Raw genomic sequence first — 18,917 nt, forward strand, 5'->3', positions numbered from 1 at the left:
AACCGGAAGGCTTCTACGAGCAGGAGCGTCCCGAGACCCAGCAGCACACGCAGCCCTGGTGGAAGGTGATGTGCCTGACCGGAGTGGACTACTTCAGCACCCTGGGCTACCAGCCGGGCATCGCGGCGCTCGCGGCAGGGGCCCTCGCGCCGGTGGCGACGCTGGTCCTCGTGCTGGTGACCCTCTTCGGGGCGCTGCCCATGTACCGCCGCGTGGCGCAGGAGAGCCCGCACGGGGACGGCAGCCTGAGCATGCTCGAGCGGCTCCTGAACTACTGGCCCAGCAAGCTGCTGGTGCTGGCCCTGATCGGCTTCGTCGCCACGGGCTTCGTGATCACCATCACGCTCTCGGCGGCGGATGCCAGCGCTCACCTGATCGAGAACCCGTTCCTGAAAACGGCACTCGACGGACGCGAGGTGCCCATCACGCTGGGACTGATCGCGCTGCTCGCCGCCGTGTTCCTCAAGGGCTTCAAGGAGGCCATCGGGATCGCGGTGGTCATCGTGGCCGCGTACCTGACCCTCAGCCTGATCGTGGTGGGGCACGGCGCGGCCGAGGTGTTCACGCATCCCACCCTCCTGGGCGGCTGGTGGGACGCCCTTATACGCGCCTACACCAGCCCGCTGGCCCTGATCGGCGCGGCGCTGCTGGTGTTCCCCGCGCTGGCGCTGGGCCTGTCGGGCTTCGAGACGGGCGTGGTCGTCATGCCCCTCGTGAAGGGCGACCCGACCGATACGCCGCAGCGGCCCGCCGGGCGCATCCGCAACGCGAAGAAACTGCTCACCACCGCCGCCCTGATCATGAGCGTCCTGCTGATCGGCTCGTCCCTGATCACGACCCTCCTGATTCCCCGGCACGAGTTCTGGGCGGCGACCAGCGTCACGCGCGAGGTCAGCAGCGCCGACCTGACGGCGGGCCGCGCGGTCGTGAACGTCCCCCTGGACAGCCAGACCCGCCCGCGCGAGGTGTACGCCCTGACCCTCCCCGCCGGGCGCAGCGGCACGTACGTCGTGCAGGCCGATACCGTGGGCGGGCGGGTGCCGATCACCGTGACCGTCCGGCCCGGCGGGAGTGCCGCCACCGTCACGGTCGTCACCCCGCCCGGCGAGGCGAACGGGCGCGCCCTGGCGTACCTGGCCCACGAGCGGCTCGGCGAGGGCTTCGGCACGGCGTACGACATCAGCACCATCCTGATCCTGTGGTTCGCCGGCGCGTCCGCCATGGCGGGGCTGCTGAACATCGTGCCGCGTTACCTGCCCCGCTACGGCATGGCGCCCGACTGGGCGCGCGCCACGCGGCCCCTCGTGCTGATCTTCACGCTGATCGCCGCGGGTGTCACCCTGGCGTTCCAGGCGAACGTGGACGCCCAGGCCGGGGCGTACGCGACCGGCGTGCTGGCCCTGATGACCTCGGCGGCCGTCGCGGTGTTCCTCACCGAACTGAGGCGCGGGCACCGGGGCACGGCCGCGCTGTTCGCGCTCGTCAGCCTGATCTTCGTGTACACCAGCGCCGTCACCATCCGCGAGCGCCCCGAGGGCCTGTGGATCGCGCTGGCGTTCATCGCGGGCATCCTGGCCGTCAGCATCTGGTCGCGGATCGGGCGCAGCACCGAACTGCGCGTCTCGCGCGTGGTGCTCGACGAGCGTGCCGGGCAGCTCATCCGTGAGACCGCCGCGCGTGGCCTGCCGCTGCGCTTCATCGCCAACCGCCTGAACGCCGGGGACACCGCCGAGTATCAGGAAAAAGCCCTTGAGGTGCGGCTGGACAACCACCTGCGCCCCAACGAGGCCGCGCTGTTCCTGGAAGTCGAGATCACCGACGCCAGCGAATTCCGCCCCCAGGTGGACGTGACCGGCGTGCAGGTCGGCGCGCACGGCATCCTGCGCGCCCGGGGCAGCTCGGTGCCGAACACGCTGGCCGCCGTGCTGCTGCACGTCCGCGACCTGACCGGCGTGCCGCCCCACGTGTACTTCGAGTGGAGCGAGAAGGGCCCCGCCCAGAACGCCCTGCGCTTCGTCCTGGCCGGCGAGGGCGACATTCCACCCCTCACGCGCGAGGTGCTGCGCGTCGCCGAGCGGAACGCCGCGCGCCGCCCACAGGTGCACGTCGGCGGGTAACGGCAGTCCGAACAGGGGGCCACTGTGGCCCCCCGTCTGTTCGCGCCATCCCCTCCGCCCCGTACAGTGACCTCATGCGCCACGACCTCACCCTTGCGGACGGCCCGTACACCCTGCGCCCCCTGACCGACTCGGACATCACGCCGCTGCTGGCGCTGGCCGCCGCGCACGAGGCCGAGTATGCCCGCATGGGGACGTTTCCCACCCAGGAGCGCTACTACACCGGCGCGCTGGAGGCCGGCGACCAGATGCCCTTCGTGACACTCGTGAACGGCGAACTCGCGGGTGCCACCCGATTCATGGAGATGCGACCGAACCACCGCCGCCTGGAGATCGGCAGCACATGGCTGGCCCCGGCGTTCATGCGCACGCCCGCGAACCGCACCTTCAAACGCCTGCTCCTCAACCACGCCTTCGGGCAGATGGGCGTGCTGCGCGTCGAGATCAAGACGGACATCCTGAACACCCGCAGCCAGCGCGCCATCGAGGGCCTCGGCGCTATGCGCGAGGGCGTCCTGCGCCAGCACATGCCCCGCCCGGACGGCACCCAGCGCGACACGGTCATGTACTCGATCATCGCGGAGGAATGGCCGCAGGTGCGCGCCGCGCTGCTGAACCGGTAGGCGGAGGCGGCCCCAGGTGATCAGGGGGTCGCGTCCGTCATCCGCTACGGCAGGGTGAGGGTGGCCTTCCCGTCCCCGGCGATCAGGGTGTAAGCGCCGGGCAGGAGCTGCCACGCGCCGGGGCCGTAGGCGTCGCCCACCCAGCTGCTCAGGCGCTCGCGGGAGACGGTGACCTGCACGGCGCGGCTCTCGCCGGGCTTCAGGACCGCGCGCAGCACCCCGACCGGGCGCGAGGTGGCCTGCAGGGCGCCGCTGGCGGGCAGGCTGGCGCGCAGCAGCACCGTCACGGTGCCCGCCTTCTCACCCGTATTCGTCAGGGTGGCCTGCGCGGTCATGCCGTCCGGGGCGGGGGTGACGGTCAGGTCACGCGCGACGCTGGTCGTGTAGTCCAGCCCGTACCCGAGCGGGTACAGCGGCAGCGGTGTCTCGCCGGCGCCCTCGGCGGGGCGGTCGCTCCAGAGGCCCACCTGGGTCAGGCTATCCGGCCACGTGAACGGCAGGCGGCCCGGGAAGCCCGCGCGGCCGTACAGCGCGTCGGCCAGGGCGGCGCCGCCCTGCGTGCCGGGCAGGTACGCCATGACCAGCCCTGACAGGCGCGACTGCATGTCGGCGGGGAGGATCAGGGGCCGCCCGGCCATCAGGACCGCCACGACGGGTGTCCCGGTGGCGAGCAGGTCGCGCAGCAGCGTGATCTGCCCGTCCGGCAGGCTCAGCGCGGGGTTGTTCGCCTGCCACTCCGCGCCGGGCGCCTCGCCGACCGCGACGACGATCACGTCCGCGCCCTTCGCGGCGGTCAGCAGTTGCGGGCGTTTGGTCTCCGGCAGGGCGCTGACGGTCACGCCCGCCGGGGCCGACGCCTTCAGCGCGGGGGCCAGCGTGGCGACCTTCGGCACGTCCGGCACGTTGCCCTTGCCGACGCCCTGCCAGTTCACGCTCCAGCCGCCCAGCTGGATGGCGGCGCTGTCCATCGCGGGCCCGGTGACGAGCACGCGGCCTTTACGGATCGGCAGGGTATCCGCCGGGTTCTCCAGCAGCGTCAGGGTGGCCGCCGCCGCCCGCTTGGCGAGGTCGCGGTGGTCGCCCAGCACGCCACTGCCGGTCAGTGGGGCGTCGAGCAGGCCCAGCCGCGCCTTGAAGGTCAGGACGCGCAGGGTCGCCTCGGCCAGGCGGGCCTCGCTGACCAGTCCGCTCTGCACGGCCTCGCGCAGGGCGTTCTGGTACGCCTCGACGCTGTTCGGGACCATGTACACGTCGATGCCTGCGTTCACGCTGGCCGCCGCTGCCCGCACCAGATCGGTGTGGGTGCGGTAGGTCGTGATCAGCCGCTCGATGTCGTTCCAGTCGCTGACGAGCAGGCCCCCGAAGCCCAGTTCGCCGCGCAGCAGGTCCGTCAGCAGCGCGCGCGAGGCGTGCACGGGCACGCCGTTCACGCTGCCGCTGTTCGCCATGACGCTCAGCGCCCCGGCGCGGATGCCCGCGCGGAAGGGCGGCAGGACCACCTCGTGCAGGGCGCGGGCGCTGATCTCGGCGTTCGCGCGGTCCAGCCCCAGGCTGGGCAGCCCGTACCCGGTGAAGTGCTTCAGGGTGGCCGCCACGCCACCGGCTTGCAGGCCGTCCACGGCGGCCCCCACCTGATCAGCGACCAGCCACGGGGACTCCCCGAAGGTCTCGTAGAAGCGGCCCCAGCGGGGGTCACGGCCCACGTCCGCGACCGGGGCGAACGTCCAGCCCATGTTCAGGGCGCGCATGTCCTGGGCGGTCGCCAGGGCCACCTCGCGCGTCAGGGCCGGGTCGAAGGCGGCGCCCAGGCCCAGGTTGTGCGGGTAGAGGATCGCGGCGGGGACGTTGTTCACGCCGTGCACCGCGTCCGTCCCGAACACCGCCGGGAGATTCGCGGGGTTGTTCGCGCGGCCCAGCGCGTCCAGGCGGGCCAGGAAGTCCGCCCAGCCGCGCGGTGTGTTCGGTTGCGGCGCGTCCCCCCGCCGTTCAGGAGCGTGCCGGGCCGCAGGGCGCGGAAGGTGGCGTCCGCGTCCGTGCGGAGGGGCGCGCTGCGGCTCCCCTCGGTGAAGCGGAACACGTGCGCCATGCTGACCTGCCCGATCCGGTCCTCCAGGTTCAGGCGCGGGAGGAGCGCGCGGGCCTGCGCCTCGGCCGCCGCCTGATCCGTCAGGGCGCCCGCGTGCGCGGCCAGCGCGGCGGTCAGCAGCGCCAGGACAGGGCGCCTCACGCGGTTTCCCCCTCGGTGTACTCGGCCCAGTGGAAGGTCGCCTCGCGGCGCTCGCCGCTCAGGTCCTGGCAGGTCAGGGCCAGGAACGTCCCGGTGAAGCTCAGGCCGCCGCAGTGCTCGTCGCTCAGCAGACCCGCGCTGAACGCCGGCCCAACGGGCGTCCATCCGCCCCCCGCCACCTGATACGCGAAGCCGAAGGTGTCGCCGCGGTAGCGGACCTCCAGCCCCACGCGGCCCGATTCGCCCAGCGGGACGTCCTGGGTCAGGTGCTCGCGGTACACGCCGTTCTCGCAGCTCGTGACGTTCAGCGCGCGGCCCGCCGCCTCGTCCCGGCTGACGCGCGCGTACACCCAGTTGCGGCTGTCGTAGTACGCGCACACGCCCGCCATCTGCTGAAAGTCACGCGGGTCGAAGCTCAGTTCGGTCCGCAGCCGCCCGTACAGGCTCTGGAGGCGGCGGCCCACCAGCGCCACGTGGTGACGGCTCATCAGCGCCTCGCGGCCCGGCAGGACCAGCCCGCCCTCAATCAGGCGCACGCCCAGCTCGGCGGCGGGGGCGCGCAGCGTCAGCCACTCGGGGCGCAGCGCCTCGCCCCGGAAGTCGTCGCGGGCAGGCACCTCGGGCCAGGGGTGCGGCGGCAGCGCGGGCAGCGTGGCGTGCAGCGCCGGGTGGTGCCCGCCCCCCGTCAGGCGCGGCCACTCGCCCCCCGGCCAGTCCAGGCCCTGCACTGCCGTCTCGCGGCCCAGCGGGCACTCGCCGCGCGGGGTCAGGGGGCGGCCGCACAGGTGCGCCATCACCCACCGTCCGTCCGGGGTGTCGGTCAGGCTGGCGTGCCCGGCCTTCTGGATGGGCAGGCCGGGGTCGTCCACCGCCGTGAGCAGCGGGTTGTGGGGGTGAACCTCGTACGGCCCGAGCAGCTCGCGCGAGCGGGCCAGGGTCACGGCGTGCTCCCAGCTCGTGCCGCCCTCGGCGGTCAGCAGGTAGTACCAGCCGTCCTTCTTATAGACGTGCGGGCCTTCCGTGACCTTCAGGTGGGTGCCGGTGAAGATGGTCGTGCGCGGGCCCACCAGCCGCCCCTCGGCCGGGCTGTACTCCTGCGCCACGATCCCCGCGAAGGGGTTGCGGCCCGCGCGGTGGTCCCACCGCATGTTCAGCAGCCACTTGCGCCCGTCCCCGCCCTCCGCGACGTCGTGGAAGAGGCTGGGGTCGAAGCCGCTGGAGTTCAGGTACACCGGCTCACTCCAGGGCCCCTCGATCTCAGGCGCCGTGACCAGGTAGTTGTGACTGTCCTTGAACGGCTCGGTGATCCCCCAGCTTTTGACGTCGGTGTAGATCAGGTGGAACTGCTCCCCGTCGTGCGACAGACACGGCGCCCAGATGCCGCCCGAGTCGGCGTTCCCGCGCATGTCCAGCTGCGACAGCCGGCTCAATGGCCGCGCCGCCAGCCGCCAGTGCACCAGATCCCGCGAGTGGGAGATCGCCACGCCCGGGTACCACTGGAAGGTGCTCGTCGCCAGGTAGTAGTCCTCCCCGACGCGCAGGAGACTGGGGTCCGGGTGGAAGCCCGGCAGGACCGGGTTCGTGACCGTCACCGTGGCGGGCGCCGGGGCGGTTCCCGCAGTGGGCTGGGCCGCCGCGAGGGTGTCCGTCACGCGCCGACCGCCTGCCCCGCGCGCGCCAGGAAGTCCCGGTACGTGCGCCCCGACAGTTTCGGCGTGCGCACCTGCGTGTCGAAGTTCACGTGCACGATCCCGAAGCGCTTGTCGTACCCCTCTGCCCACTCGAAGTTGTCCATCAGTGACCACGCGAAGTACCCGGCGACCTTCGCGCCGCGCGCCAGGGCCTCCTGCGTCGCCGCGAGGTGCTCGGTGAGGTACTGGGTGCGTTCCAGGTCGTTCACGTTCCCGTCCTCGTCCGCGACGTCCGGGTAGGTGCTGCCGTTCTCGGTGATGTAGATCGCGTCCGGCGCGTAGTCCTGTTGCAGCCGCACGAGCAGGTCGGTCAGGCTGTCCGGCGCGACCTCCCAGTCGAAGCCCGTGTACGCGCTGCCCTCGGGGCGGATCTGCCGGGCGTGCAGGAACCCCTCGCCGGGCGCGTCCTGCCCCACCGCGCGCGAGTACATGTTCACGCCCAGGAAGTCGGTGGGCTGCCCCATCAGTTCGGTGTCGCCGGGCAGCACCAGCCCCTGCGCCTGCGGGCTCAGGTCGCCCAGCAGGTCCACCATGTCCTGCGGGTAGCCGCGCCCGTACACCGGGTCCAGGTACCAGCGGTTCTGGAAGCCGTCCATGCGGTACGCGGCGGCGCGGTCGGCGGGCGTGTCCGTCGCGGGGTACGTGTGGTGGAGGTTCAGGGTGATGCCCGCCTGCGCGCCCGGCGCCTGCCCGCGGATGGCCTGCATGGCCCGCCCGTGCCCGACGAGCAGGTGGTGCGTGGCGGCGAAACTGGCCCGCAGGTCGTGCCGGCCCGGCGCGTGAATGCCGATGCCGTAGCCCAGGTACGCCGAGCACCACGGCTCGTTCAGCGTGATGAAGTGCTTCACGCGGTCTCCCAGCGCCGCCGCGACGACCGCCGAGTACGTCCCGAAGGCCTCGGCGGTGCCGCGCACGGTCCAGCCGCCCTCGTCTTCCAGGGTCTGCGGGAGGTCCCAGTGGTACAGCGTCGCCCAGGGCGTGATGCCGCGCGTGAGCAGCCCGTCCACGAGCCGCTGGTAGAAGTCCAGGCCCGCCTGGTTCACCGCGCCGCGCCCGTGCGGCAGGATGCGCGGCCAGGAGACGCTGAAGCGGTAGGCGTTCACGCCCAGGTCGCGGATCAGGTCCAGGTCACTGTCCAGGCGGTGGTAGTGGTCGCAGGCGACATCGCCGGTGTCCCCGCCGCGCACCTTGCCGGGCGTGCGGCAGAAGGTGTCCCAGATGCTGGGGCCCTTGCCGTCCTCGCGGGGCGCGCCCTCGATCTGGTAGGAACTCGTGGCGACACCCCAGGTGAAACGGGCGGGGAAACGGGCAGGATCGGGGATGCGGTTGCTCATGTGGAACTCCAGGGGTGAGGCAGGGGAGAGGAGGGCGGTCAGGGCGCGCGCCGGAAGACGACGCGGGTGACGCTCTGGGGCGGCAGGGTCAAGGGTCGGATGATGTTCAGGGCGGAGGGGAAGGTGCCCGCGTCCACGCCTGCCGGGGTGACGGTCTTCGCGCCGATGACCTGCCAGCCGTCCAGCTGCGCGGTCAGCGGCAGGGTCCCGGCACTGGTGTTCAGGGCCAGCAGGGTCAGGCGGTCACCGTCGGTGGCGGCGTGCAGCCACACGCGCGGGTCGTCGCCCGTCACGGGGAAGCTCTGGCCGCGCAACTGGGCCGCCTCGCGCAGCGCGCCGTATCCGAAGCGCGGGAAGGTGGCATCGTCCAGCAGCCCGTGATTCCCGACGCCCATCAGCGCGAAGTACGCGGGGCGGACCCCGGCCTCCAGGAAGCGCAGCGTGGCCTCGGTCGCCCACAGGCCGCCCAGCGCGTCGCTGAGGTGCCGGGCGCGGTCGGTGCGCCACGACAGCGCGAACTCGGTCACGGCCAGCTTCAGCTCGCGGGCCTGCGCGGTGGGGTTGGTGGCCGGGTCGGCCCACAGCTCGCGCAGGTGCGCCACGCTGCCGGTCACGCGCTCGATGCTCGCCAGGGCGGCCTCGTCGGTCGCGCCGCCGTCGGTGGGGTACAGGTGGTACGTGACCAGATCGAAGGCGTCCGCGCACCCGCGCAGCACCTCGTCCAGGAACGCGCCGGGGTTGCTCGTGGCGGGCCCGGCAACGCGCGCCTGCGGGTCTGCGGCCAGGATCGCCGCGCGCTGTGCCCGCACAGTGGCGCAGTACCGCGTGGGCGTCCAGCTGGGGTCGCTGCGGTTCGTGGCGTACAGGTCGGGTTCGTTCCCGATCTCCCAGTACGCCACGCGCAGCCCCAGCTCGCGGGCGTCCCGCACGGCCTGCGCGGCATCCTCCGGCGCGGCGCGGCCCACGCCGCCGCGCGTGAACACGCGGGTCTGCACGATCAGGTCCGGCTGCCCCAGCAGCGTCCAGTTGGTCTTCAGGGTCTGGAGGGCCGCGCGGGTCAGGTCGTTCTCGTCCCCGACGTTCCCGCCGGGCCAGCGCAGCAGCGCGGGCCGCAGGGCGCGCAGTTCGGGGAGCGCTTCCACGACCGGCATCCAGTTCCCCAGGTTGAAGCCCGGCCCACCCAGCAGCGGTCCGCCCAGGGGGCGGCCTTCACCGGGGGCGGGCGTGACGGTCACGGCCTGCCCCGCCCCGGCCAGGGCGGCCAGGGCGAAGGTCAGGGCGGGCAGGGCGCGGCGCACGGCTTCAGTCCTTGACCGCGCCGCTCGTCAGGCCGCTGATCACCTGACGGCTGGCCAGCAGAAACACGATCAGCAGCGGAATGACCGTGATCACGACCAGCATCATGATCGCGCCCCAGTCGACGTTCACGTTCGTGGCTCCGCCGCCCAGGCGGCGCAGGCTCAGCGGCAGGGTCATGGTGTCGGGCTCGCTGAGTTTCATGATCAGCGCGCCCTTGAAGTTGTTCCACGCGCCTACGAACGTCACGACGCCCAGCGTGGCCAGGATCGGGCGGATCAGCGGCAGGACCACCTGACGGTAGATGCCGAACTCGGTCGCGCCGTCCATGCGGGCCGCCTCGATCAGTTCGCGCGGCAGGGCCGAGGAGATGTACTGCCGCATCAGGAAGATCCCGAAGGCGTTCGCCATGCCCGGCACCCACAGCGCGCGCGGCTGGCCTACCCAGTGCAGGACGTTGTTCATGACCAGGAAGCTGGGGATGTCCATCACCAGCGGCGGGATGAGCATGGTGCCCAGGATGAACGCGAACAGCGCGCCCTTGCCCCCGAAGTCGTACATGGCGAAGGCGTACCCGGCCAGCGAGCAGAAGAACAGCGTGGTCAGCGTGGAGATCAGCGCGATGTACAGCGAGTTCCAGAACTGCCTCGGCGCCTGCCCGTCGGTGACCTGCATCAGGCCCTGCCAGTTGCGCGCGAAGGCGTCCCCGAACCACAGGTGCGGCGGGAAGGTGAAGACCTCCGCGCTGGGGTGCGAGGCCCACACGAACATCAGGTAGAACGGCACAACCGACAGGACGCACGCCAGGAGCATCAGCGCCCAGATCGGCACGCGCTGCCAGGGCAGCCGGGCGCGGCGGGTGCGGGCGCGCGGCGCGGCGTGCTGGACGGGGGTGGTGGTCATCGGCGGCCTCCGTCGCGGGAGAAGAGGTAGTTGTTCAGCATGCTCAGCGCGAAGATCGCCAGGAACAGCAGCCAGCTCATGGCGCTGGCGTAGCCCATGTCCAGGTCGCGGAAGGCGGTGTTGAAGATGTGCATGGCGCTCGTCAGGCCCGCGCCACCGCTGCCGCCGCCGTCATTGAGGAGCATGAACGGTTCCTCGAACAGCTGCATGCTGCCCACGATGGTCAGGGTGAAGGCGTAGAACATCATGGGCCGCAGCAGCGGCAGCGTGATGTACCAGAATTTCTGCCACCCATTCGCACCGTCCACCGTGGCGGCCTCGTAGACGTCCTCGCTGATGGCCTGCAGGCCCGAGAGGTACAGCACGGTGTTCCACCCGACGTAGCGCCAGAAGACCACGGCCGCGACCGAGTACGGCACCATGTTCGGGTCGCCCAGCCAGCGCACCGGGTCCAGGCCCACCAGGCCGCCCAGGTAGTTCAGGATGCCCAGCCGCTCGGAGTACAGCGTGGCGAACACGATGGCGATCGCCACGGCGTTCGTGATGTACGGCAGGAACAGGATGGTGCTGAACGCGCCCTGGAAGCGGCGCAGGCTGTGGTGGATAATGAACGCCAGCGGCAGCGCCACGAGGTGCTGCGGAATGCCGGACAGCAGCCCGATCCAGACGGTGTTCTTCAGGGATTTCCAGAACATGTCCGTGGGGCCCAGGGCCAGCTGGAAGTTCTCGAAGCCCACGAATTTCCAGTTGCCGACCCCGTCGAGCGGGCTCCACAGGTGGAAGGCCAGGAACAGGCTGAACAGCAGCGGGAACAGCCCGAACACGGCGAACAGGAGGAAGAACGGGCTGACGAACAGGTACGGCGCGAAGCGCTGCTGGAAGCGGGTATAGCTCCAGGGCGCGCGTGGCGGGGCAGCGGTCGGGGTGCGCTGTGACATGCGGGACGTCCTTGCGTGAACGCGGGGGGCGCGCTGGCCGGCGGTGACCGGCGCGCGTCCCCCCGGGGGCGGGGTGTCAGCGGGCGCGGCGCGCGATCTGGGCGCGGGCGTCGGCGAGCGCCTGCTTGATGTCCTTGCCCTGTTCGAGGACGTTGGTCAGCTCGGTCTGGAGAATCTGATCGGCGACCGAGTCGTACTTGTTCACGTCGATGGGCTGGGTCTTGGCGGCGGCGTCACGCCACAGCACGCGGGCCTTCTGGCCGCCGAGGAACTCGACGGGTTCGCTGAAGGCCTTGTCCTTCTGCGCGGCGATCAGGGCGGGGAAGGCCCCGTTGTCCTCGAAGGCGGTGATCTGCGACTGCTGGTTGAGGGTCATGAACTTGATGAATTCCCAGGCCCACTGCTTGTTCTTGGCCTTGCTGGGAATGCCGTAGAAGCTGCCGCCCCAGGAGGCGAAGCCCTTCTCGGGGAGGTTCTGCACGCGCCACAGGCCCTTGGTGTCGGGGGCCATCCAGTTCTGCAGGGCGCCCTGGAGCCACGCGCCGCTGAACTGCGTGGCGACGGTGCCCTTCTTGAAGGCGTCGTACCACTCGTTGCTCCACTCGCCGATCTTGGCGTCCAGGCCGGCGTCGCGGACCTGCTTGGCGAGGGTCATGGCGCGCACGAAGCGGGCGCTGTCAGGCCCGACGAGGAGGTTGTTCTGCTTGTCGAAGTAGATGCCCTCGCCGGCCTTGAGGTTGGTGCGGATGATGAGGTTGTACACCGAGGCGGCGGTGTTCACGAGGTACGCGCCGGTCTTCTGCTTGATCTTCTTGCCGGACGCGATGTAGTTTTCCCAGCTGCTCTGCATGGTCAGGGGGTTCACGCCGGCCTTGTCGAGCACGTCCTTGCGGTAGAAGAAGGTGCCGGGGCCGATGTCGGTGGGCATGGCGATGAAGCGCCCGTCGGGGCCGGTGGCCTGCGCGATGGTGAAGGGCGTGAAGAGCTTCTTGTACTGCGCGGCGTTGTAGGGGGCGCTGTTCAGGTTCTCCAGGCCCTGGCCTTCGGCGAACTTGCCGACGTAGCCGATCTCGATGGCCATGACGTCCGGGAGGCCCTGGCCGGTGGCGAGCGCGGTGGTCATGGCGTTGTGGTGGTCGGCGAACTGCTGGGCCTGGAGGTTGATGGTGACGTTGGGGTGCAGTTTCGTCCAGGCGGGCAGGATGGCCTTGATGGCGCTGTCCAGGCTGGGGAAGGCCGCGACGGTCAGCGTGACTTTCTCCTGGGCGTGGGCGGTGCCGAGCAGCAGGGCGGTGGCGAGGGCGAACGCGGCGGTTTGTTTCATGGTGACCTCCAGGTCGGTTTGAAAGCGCTTTCAAAGTGGGTGTGGACGGGGGAGGGGTGGCACTCAACCATCCGGGGTGCTCACGGCCTCACCCCCTGCGCGGGCGGCGCGGTCGATTCCCGCACCACCAGTTCCGGTTCGAACACCTGACGCGCCACCGGCTGACCGTCGAGCAGGTTCAGGGCCTCGCGGGCGGCCGTCACGCCGATGTCGTAGATCGCCTGGCGCACCGTCGTCAGCGGCGGCGTCATCAGGGACGAGGTGAACACGTCGTCGAAGCCCGTCAGGGACACGTCCCCGGGCACGTTCACGCCCCGGCGGTACAGCGCCAGGCGCGCGCCCAGCGCCATCTGGTCGTTGGCGCACACCAGGGCCGTGAACGGCACCCCGGCATTCAGGATCGCCTCGGCGGCCTCCAGGCCACCTTCCTCGGTGTAGCGGCCCACCTGGATCAGTTCGGGGGGGACGGTCACGCCGTGCGCCCCGAGGTAGTCCAGGAAGGCCACGCGGCGTTCCATGGCGTCCTGCTGCCGCTCGGCGCCGCTGATGTACGCGAACTGCCGGTGTCCCAGGTCGAGCAGGTGCCGCGCGACCTGCTGCATGGCCTTGGTGTTGTCCAGCACGATGCAGCTGTGATCCAGGCCGCGTACGTCGCGGCCCACCGCGATCAGCGGCACCCGCCGCGCCACGTGCGTCAGGATCTGGTCGTCGAGGATGCCGCCCATCATGATCACGGCGTCCACCCGGCGGGCCAGCAGCAGGTCCAGCGCCTCCTGCTCACGCTCGGTGCGCCACTGCCCGCTGATCACGATGGGGTGGTAGGGCGTGTCGTTCAGGGCCGCCTCGATCCCGGCCAGCGCCTCGCCGTAGAAGGTGGAGTTCAGGGTGGGGGTGATCACGCCGATGGTCAGGCTGCGCCCGCCGGCCAGGGCCTGCGCCTGCGGGTTGGGGCGGTAATTCAGGCGGGTGATGACGGATTCGACACGGGCGCGTTTTTCTGGCGTCACGTTGGCCGTGCCGTTCAGAATGCGTGACACGGTGCTGGGCGACACGCCCGCCTCCCGCGCCACCTGCGCCAGGGTGACTGCTTCCATCATGGGTGCTCCTGCAAGTCAGGCCGGTTGCCTGCTCGGTGAAGAGAAGATTGAGATGCCCGGAGCGTACTCCTGACTGAAAGCGCTGTCAACATGGTGCAGCGGCGACATTATGGTCCGCACCGGACAAAATAGGAGCCTGACAAACAGGTTTTGATCATCCGGCAGAGAAGGTGAGAGGTGGAACTGCTTCCGCAGCCGGCCTTCCTTGATTAGAAGAACTAAATATGACTGCTGGCCGAACAATCCGGTCTGTACTGGCTGAATCGGTTCAGATCAGGCGAAATCCTGTGCAGTAAGGGGAAAGCGCGCATGACTTGACAGGGCATTGATGTCAAGCCTACGCTGCACTTCGTTAAATCAACTAACTAAAGCGAGGCATGATGGCTCCCACCCAAGGCGGCGACCAGCCCTACCTGAAACACCTCAACCGCGCCCACGTGCTCCACCTGCTGCGCACCCACCCCGGCCTCAGCCGCGCCGAACTCGCCGCCCACAGCGGCCTGACCAAGGTCACCGTCGGCAGCCTCGTCACCGGGCTGCTGGACGCGGGCTGGCTCGACGAGGGGGGCGCCCGCCCCGGCGCCACCGGACGCCCGGGCCGCGAACTGCACCTCGGCGAGACCCGGCACGTCCTCCTGGGCGCAGAGATTGGCGTGCTCGGCGCGCGCGCCGTCGCCACCACCCTGCGCGGCACCGTCCTGGCCCGCGCCGAGACCCGCACCCCCACCACCACCCCGCACGCCGCCGCGCAGACCATCACCCGGCTATGCGGGCAACTGCTGCAGGACCCCGCCACGCAGGGCCGCGAGCTGCTGGGCCTGGGCGTGGCCCTGCCCGGCCCGGTCAGCCCGGACGGCACGCGCGTCCTGTACGCCCCCAACCTCGGCTGGGACGACGTGCCCTTCCTGGAGCTGCTGCGCGCCGCGCCCGACATCCCCCCCACCTGCCCACGGAGGCCATCACGCTGGACAACGAGGCCAACGCCGCCGCGTTCGGCGAGAGCTTCCTGCGCCCCGGCGAGCCGCCGCAGCTGCTGGCGTACGTCAGCCTGGGCAGCGGCGTCGGGGCCGGATTCACGGCCCTGAGCGGCACCCCACACGTCCTGCGCGGCGCGCGCGGCCTGGCCGGGGAGATCGGGCACGCGATCATCCAGCCCGGCGGGCTGTACTGCCACTGCGGGAACCGCGGCTGCGTCGAGACCCTGCTGGGCGGCTGGGCGATCCGCGCCGCGCTGAACCTGAACGTCCTCGACCCGCTGGACGAGGCCCTCGCGCCGCGCCTGCGCGAGGCCGCCGTGCAGGTCACCCTCGGCCGCGCCGGGGAGGCGCTGGGGCAGCTGCTCGTGAACCTGCACCAGACCCTCGGCCCGGACGAGATCGTCATCGGCGGCGCCCTGACCCGCCTGGACGGCGCCGTGCTGGGCCCCGCGCTGGACGTGTACCACGCCCGGCAGTGGCGCCCGGCCGCGCCGCCCGCGCGCGTCACGGTCCGCCAGGACAGCCTGTACCTGCCCGCGCTGGGCGCCGCCGCGCAGTTGCTCGCGCGCGTGATCGACACCCCACAGGAGCCCGCATGACCCCCACCACCCCTACGCCCCTCACGCCCGTCACGCTGGGACTGGACGTCGGCACCAGCGGCGTCAAGGCCGTCGCCGTCACCGCCAGTGGCGACACCCTGGCCGAGAGCACCCACCCCTACCCCCTCCTGACCCCCCGCCCCGGCTGGACCGAGCAGCGCCCGGCGGACTGGCTGGCGGGCGTGCGCGCCGCGCTGCGCGACCTGAGCGGCGCACTGGAGGGGAAGGCGCAGCCCCTGGCGCTGGGGCTCAGCGGGCAGATGCACGGCCTCGTCCCCCTGGACGCCCAGGGCGAGGTGCTGCGCCCCGCGCTGCTGTGGAACGACCAGCGGACCGGCGCGCAGGTCGAGCAGATCGAGGCCCGCGTCCCCCGCGCCGACCTGGTCGCGCGGACCGGGAACCGCGCCGTGACTGGCTTCCAGCTGCCCAAGATCCTCTGGCTGCGGGACGAGGAACCCGAGGTCTTCGCCCGGCTGCGCCACGCGCTGATCCCCAAGGACTACGTCGGCTTCGCCCTGACCGGCATGATGGCCGCTGAACCCAGCGACGCCAGCGGGGTGGGCGCGCTGAACCTCGCGCGCGGCGCGTGGGACGCGGACGTGCTGGGTGCACTCGACCTGACGCCCGACCTGTTCCCGCCGCTGCTGCGCTCCACCGACGTCGTCGGGACGCTGACCCGCGAGTGGGCCGCCGCGACCGGCCTCCCCGAGGGGCTGCCTGTCGTCGCGGGGGGCGGGGACAACGCCGCCGCCGGGATCGCCCTGGGCCTCTCGGGTGACCGGCCCGACGTGGGCAGCGTCAGCCTGGGCACCAGCGGCGTGATCTTCAGCCCCCTGCGCCACCCCACCCCCGACCCGGGGGGCCGCGTGCACCTGTTCGCGCACGCCGACGGCGGCTACCACCTGCTCGGCGTGACCCTCTCCGCCGCCGGGTCCCTGGAATGGCTGCACGCGAAACTCGCGCCTGACACGCCCATCTCCGTGCTGCTGGAGGAGGCCGCGCAGGTCCCCCCGGGCGCCGGCGGGGTGACGTTCCTGCCGTACCTGTCGGGCGAACGCAGTCCCCTGATGAACCCCCACGCCCGCGCGGCCTTCACCGGCCTGAGCCTCGCGCACGGCCGCGCCCACCTGACCCGCGCCGTGCTGGAGGGCAGCGTCGCCGCGCTGGCCGACGCGTACCGCGTCATGCAGGCCATCGCCCCGCTGAACACCCTGATCTCCACCGGGGGCGGCGCCCGCTCGGATCTGTGGCTGGGCCTCGCCAGCAGCGCCCTGAACCTCCCCCTCCACCCCACTGCCCAGCGCCCCGGCGCGGCCCACGGCGCCGCCATTCTCGCCATGCCCGCCGCCGGACTCCACCCGGGCCTCACGGCCGCCATGGACGCCACCCGCCCCGACCTCCACCCGCCCGTCCCGCCCGTGGACATGGCGGACGCCCTGAGCGCCTACGCCGCTGCCCGCACTGCCCTCTACGGGGGCTGAGCGTCCAGGACGCCGCTGCCCCTTCCCGTCCGACCTCTCGATCCCTCTCAAGGAGCCCCGCATGCCTGACTTCACCCCCACACTCGCAGACCGGTTCACGTTCGGCCTCTGGACGGTCGGCAACACCGGCCGCGACCCGTTCGGCGAGGCGACCCGCCCGGTCCTGAGGGCGCCGTACCTCGTGGAGAAGCTGGCCGCGCTGGGCGCGTACGGCGTGAACCTGCACGACAACGACCTCGTGCCGATCGACGCGACCGCCGCGCAGCGCGACGCCCTGGTGCGCGAGTTCCAGCAGGCGCTCTCCGATCACGGGCTGGTCGTGCCGATGGCGACCACGAACCTGTTCAGCGACCCGGCGTTCAAGGACGGCGCGTTCACGAGCGCCGACGCCCGCGTGCGCGCCTACGCGCTGAGCAAGACCATGCACGCCATGGACCTCGGCGCGGAACTCGGCGCCGACACGTACGTGCTGTGGGGCGGCCGCGAGGGGACCGAGGTGGACGCCGGGGGCAAGCTTCTGGACGCGCTGGGCTGGTTCCGGGACAGCCTGAATTACCTCGCGGCGTATAGCGAGTCGCAGGGCTACGGGTACCGCTTCGCGCTGGAACCCAAACCGAACGAGCCGCGCGCCGACATCTTCCTGCCCACCGTGGGCAGCGCGCTGGGCTTCATCGCCACGCTGGAGCGCCCGGAGTTGTTCGGCCTGAACCCGGAGTTCGCGCACGAGACCATGGCGGGCCTGAGCTTCCCGCACGCCGTCGCGCAGGCCATCGACGCCGGGAAGCTGTTCCACATCGACCTGAACGACCAGAAGATGGGCCGTTTCGACCAGGACCTGCGCTTCGGCGCGGAGAACCCCAAGGGCGCGTTCTTCCTCGTCCAGCTGCTCGAAGACAGCGGGTACGCCGGGCCGAAGCACTTCGACGCGCACGCCCTGCGCACCGAGGACGAGGCGGGGGTGTGGGCCTTCGCGCGCGGCTGCATGCGCACCTACCTGATCCTGAAGGACAAGGTGCAGCGCTTCGCGCAGGACGCCGAGATCCAGGCGGCCATCGCCGCGTACCGCGTGCAGGACGCCGAACTGGAGGCCCTGACCGGCACCTTCACTCCCGAGAACGCCGGGGCGCTGAAGGCCCACGCCTTCGACCGCGCCGCGCTGGGCACGCGCGGGCCCGGCCTGGAGGCGCTGGACCAGTTGACCATGGAACTCCTGCTCGGCGTGCGCTGAGCGGCGCTACCCTCGGCCCATGACCACGCCCGCAGTCCACACCCGCACCTGGGGCTCTGCGCCCGACGGGCAGCCCATCACGCAGTTCACGCTGACGCTGCCCGGCGGCGTGCAGGCCCATCTGACCGACCTGGGCGCCACCCTCACCAGCCTGCACGTCCCCGACCGCAGTGGCACGCCGGGCGAGGTCGTGCTGGGCTTCGACCACCCTGAACCCTACCTGAGCCGCGACAGGGCGCCGTTCCTGGGCAGTACCGTGGGCCGCTTCGCCAACCGCATTGCCCAGGCCCGCTACACGCTGGACGGGCAGGCGATCCACCTGACCCCCAGCGACGGCCCGCACGCCCTGCATGGCGGCCCGCGCGGCTTCGACCTGCACCTCTGGCACGGGCACGCGGAGGTGGCAGGCGAGGGCGCGCAGGTGACGTTTACCCGCACCAGCCCCCACGGCGAGGAGGGGTACCCCGGCACCCTGCACGTGCAGGTCACGTACCGCCTGACCGCCGATCCCTCCCCGACCCTGAGCATCGAGTACCGCGCCACCACCGACGCGCCCACCCACGTCAACCTGACGAACCACACCTACTGGAACCTCAGTCCCGACGCGCACGAGGGTGTTCACGCGCACCACCTCACCCTGCCCGCCGATGCGTTCACGCCCACCCACGCGGACGGCATTCCCACCGGGATCATGCAAGACGTGACCGGCACGCCACTGGACTTCCGCACCCCCCGCACCCTGGGCGACGCGCTGGCCGAGCAGCCCGGCGGCTTCGACCACAACCTGCTGCTGCGCGGGCAGCCCGGCACCCTGCGCCCCGCCGCCACCCTGCACCACCCCGCCAGCGGCCGCACCCTGGAGATCCGCACCACCGAACCCGCCCTCCAGCTGTACACCGCGAACTTCCTGGACGGCCGGCACACCGGGCACGCGGGCCGCGTCCACGCCCCACAGGCCGCCGTGTGCCTGGAAACGCAGCACGTCCCGGACTCGCCCAACCAGCCGCAGTTCCCCACCACCCGCCTCGACCCGGGGCAGACCTTCACGTCCCGCACGGTGCACACCTTCCGAATTCAGTGAG

The 18,917-nt window shown here is 71.5% G+C and carries 16 protein-coding genes; 7 read left to right on the forward strand and 9 right to left on the reverse strand.

What is annotated here, in order from left to right:
- The first annotated feature begins 68 nt into the window (after positions 1 to 68).
- Complete coding sequence (locus tag AUC44_RS01295) at positions 69 to 2,117, forward strand: APC family permease (RefSeq protein WP_470290474.1); 2,049 nt, start codon at positions 69 to 71, stop codon at positions 2,115 to 2,117.
- 74 nt (positions 2,118 to 2,191) lie between these two features.
- Positions 2,192 to 2,740 carry a GNAT family N-acetyltransferase gene (locus AUC44_RS01300; protein ID WP_062157046.1) on the forward strand — a complete coding sequence of 183 codons (549 nt, stop codon included), beginning with the start codon at positions 2,192 to 2,194 and terminating at the stop codon, positions 2,738 to 2,740.
- A 44-nt stretch (positions 2,741 to 2,784) separates the two neighbouring features.
- On the opposite strand, the gene AUC44_RS01305 is transcribed toward AUC44_RS01300, so the two are convergent.
- From AUC44_RS01305 to AUC44_RS01345, 9 genes are all read right to left on the reverse strand, one after another.
- Positions 2,785 to 4,593 carry a beta-glucosidase gene (locus AUC44_RS01305; RefSeq protein ID WP_157445120.1) on the reverse strand — a complete coding sequence of 603 codons (1,809 nt, stop codon included), beginning with the start codon at positions 4,591 to 4,593 and terminating at the stop codon, positions 2,785 to 2,787.
- Positions 4,590 to 4,967: a hypothetical protein gene (locus AUC44_RS01310; protein ID WP_062157048.1), complete on the reverse strand. Its 378-nt coding sequence runs from the start codon at positions 4,965 to 4,967 to the stop codon at positions 4,590 to 4,592. The genes AUC44_RS01305 and AUC44_RS01310 overlap by 4 nt, the downstream gene beginning before the upstream one ends.
- On the reverse strand, positions 4,964 to 6,619 hold the full coding sequence (locus AUC44_RS01315; protein WP_197408562.1) for a glycoside hydrolase family 43 protein: 1,656 nt from the start codon (positions 6,617 to 6,619) through the stop codon (positions 4,964 to 4,966). Before AUC44_RS01315 ends, AUC44_RS01310 begins: the two co-directional genes overlap by 4 nt.
- On the reverse strand, positions 6,616 to 7,992 hold the full coding sequence (locus AUC44_RS01320; protein WP_062157049.1) for a GH1 family beta-glucosidase: 1,377 nt from the start codon (positions 7,990 to 7,992) through the stop codon (positions 6,616 to 6,618). The genes AUC44_RS01315 and AUC44_RS01320 overlap by 4 nt, the downstream gene beginning before the upstream one ends.
- A gap of 38 nt (positions 7,993 to 8,030) precedes the next feature.
- Positions 8,031 to 9,290, reverse strand: a complete 1,260-nt coding sequence (locus tag AUC44_RS01325) for a hypothetical protein (protein WP_062157050.1) — start codon at positions 9,288 to 9,290, stop codon at positions 8,031 to 8,033.
- Between the two features lie 4 nt (positions 9,291 to 9,294).
- Positions 9,295 to 10,191 carry a carbohydrate ABC transporter permease gene (locus AUC44_RS01330; RefSeq protein WP_062157051.1) on the reverse strand — a complete coding sequence of 299 codons (897 nt, stop codon included), beginning with the start codon at positions 10,189 to 10,191 and terminating at the stop codon, positions 9,295 to 9,297.
- Complete coding sequence (locus AUC44_RS01335; RefSeq protein WP_062157052.1) at positions 10,188 to 11,129, reverse strand: carbohydrate ABC transporter permease; 942 nt, start codon at positions 11,127 to 11,129, stop codon at positions 10,188 to 10,190. The genes AUC44_RS01330 and AUC44_RS01335 overlap by 4 nt, the downstream gene beginning before the upstream one ends.
- Before the next feature lie 76 nt (positions 11,130 to 11,205).
- Positions 11,206 to 12,453, reverse strand: coding sequence for an ABC transporter substrate-binding protein (locus AUC44_RS01340; protein WP_062157053.1), 1,248 nt, complete (start codon positions 12,451 to 12,453; stop codon positions 11,206 to 11,208).
- An 80-nt stretch (positions 12,454 to 12,533) separates the two neighbouring features.
- Positions 12,534 to 13,550: a LacI family DNA-binding transcriptional regulator gene (locus AUC44_RS01345; RefSeq protein ID WP_062157054.1), complete on the reverse strand. Its 1,017-nt coding sequence runs from the start codon at positions 13,548 to 13,550 to the stop codon at positions 12,534 to 12,536.
- Between the two features lie 377 nt (positions 13,551 to 13,927).
- Here AUC44_RS01345 and AUC44_RS17140 point away from each other — a divergent pair, with 377 nt between their 5' ends.
- From AUC44_RS17140 to AUC44_RS01365, 5 genes are all read left to right on the forward strand, one after another.
- Entirely contained in the window at positions 13,928 to 14,635 is a 708-nt protein-coding gene (locus tag AUC44_RS17140) for an ROK family transcriptional regulator (RefSeq protein ID WP_197408563.1), read from the forward strand.
- Positions 14,557 to 15,126, forward strand: coding sequence for an ROK family protein (locus AUC44_RS17145; RefSeq protein ID WP_250636660.1), 570 nt, complete (start codon positions 14,557 to 14,559; stop codon positions 15,124 to 15,126). Before AUC44_RS17140 ends, AUC44_RS17145 begins: the two co-directional genes overlap by 79 nt.
- Positions 15,123 to 16,607 (forward strand): xylulokinase, encoded by a 1,485-nt coding sequence (gene xylB, locus AUC44_RS01355; RefSeq protein WP_062157055.1) that lies wholly within the window; start codon positions 15,123 to 15,125, stop codon positions 16,605 to 16,607. Before AUC44_RS17145 ends, xylB begins: the two co-directional genes overlap by 4 nt.
- A gap of 61 nt (positions 16,608 to 16,668) precedes the next feature.
- Entirely contained in the window at positions 16,669 to 17,835 is a 1,167-nt protein-coding gene (gene xylA / locus AUC44_RS01360; RefSeq protein WP_062157056.1) for a xylose isomerase, read from the forward strand.
- Between the two features lie 19 nt (positions 17,836 to 17,854).
- The gene (locus AUC44_RS01365) at positions 17,855 to 18,916 is read left to right on the forward strand and encodes an aldose epimerase family protein (RefSeq protein ID WP_062157057.1); all 1,062 of its coding nucleotides are present in this window, start codon (positions 17,855 to 17,857) and stop codon (positions 18,914 to 18,916) included.
- Position 18,917: the final 1 nt, after the last annotated feature.

Origin of the sequence: Deinococcus actinosclerus (assembly GCF_001507665.1) — a bacterium.
GTDB classification, from domain to species: domain Bacteria; phylum Deinococcota; class Deinococci; order Deinococcales; family Deinococcaceae; genus Deinococcus; species Deinococcus actinosclerus.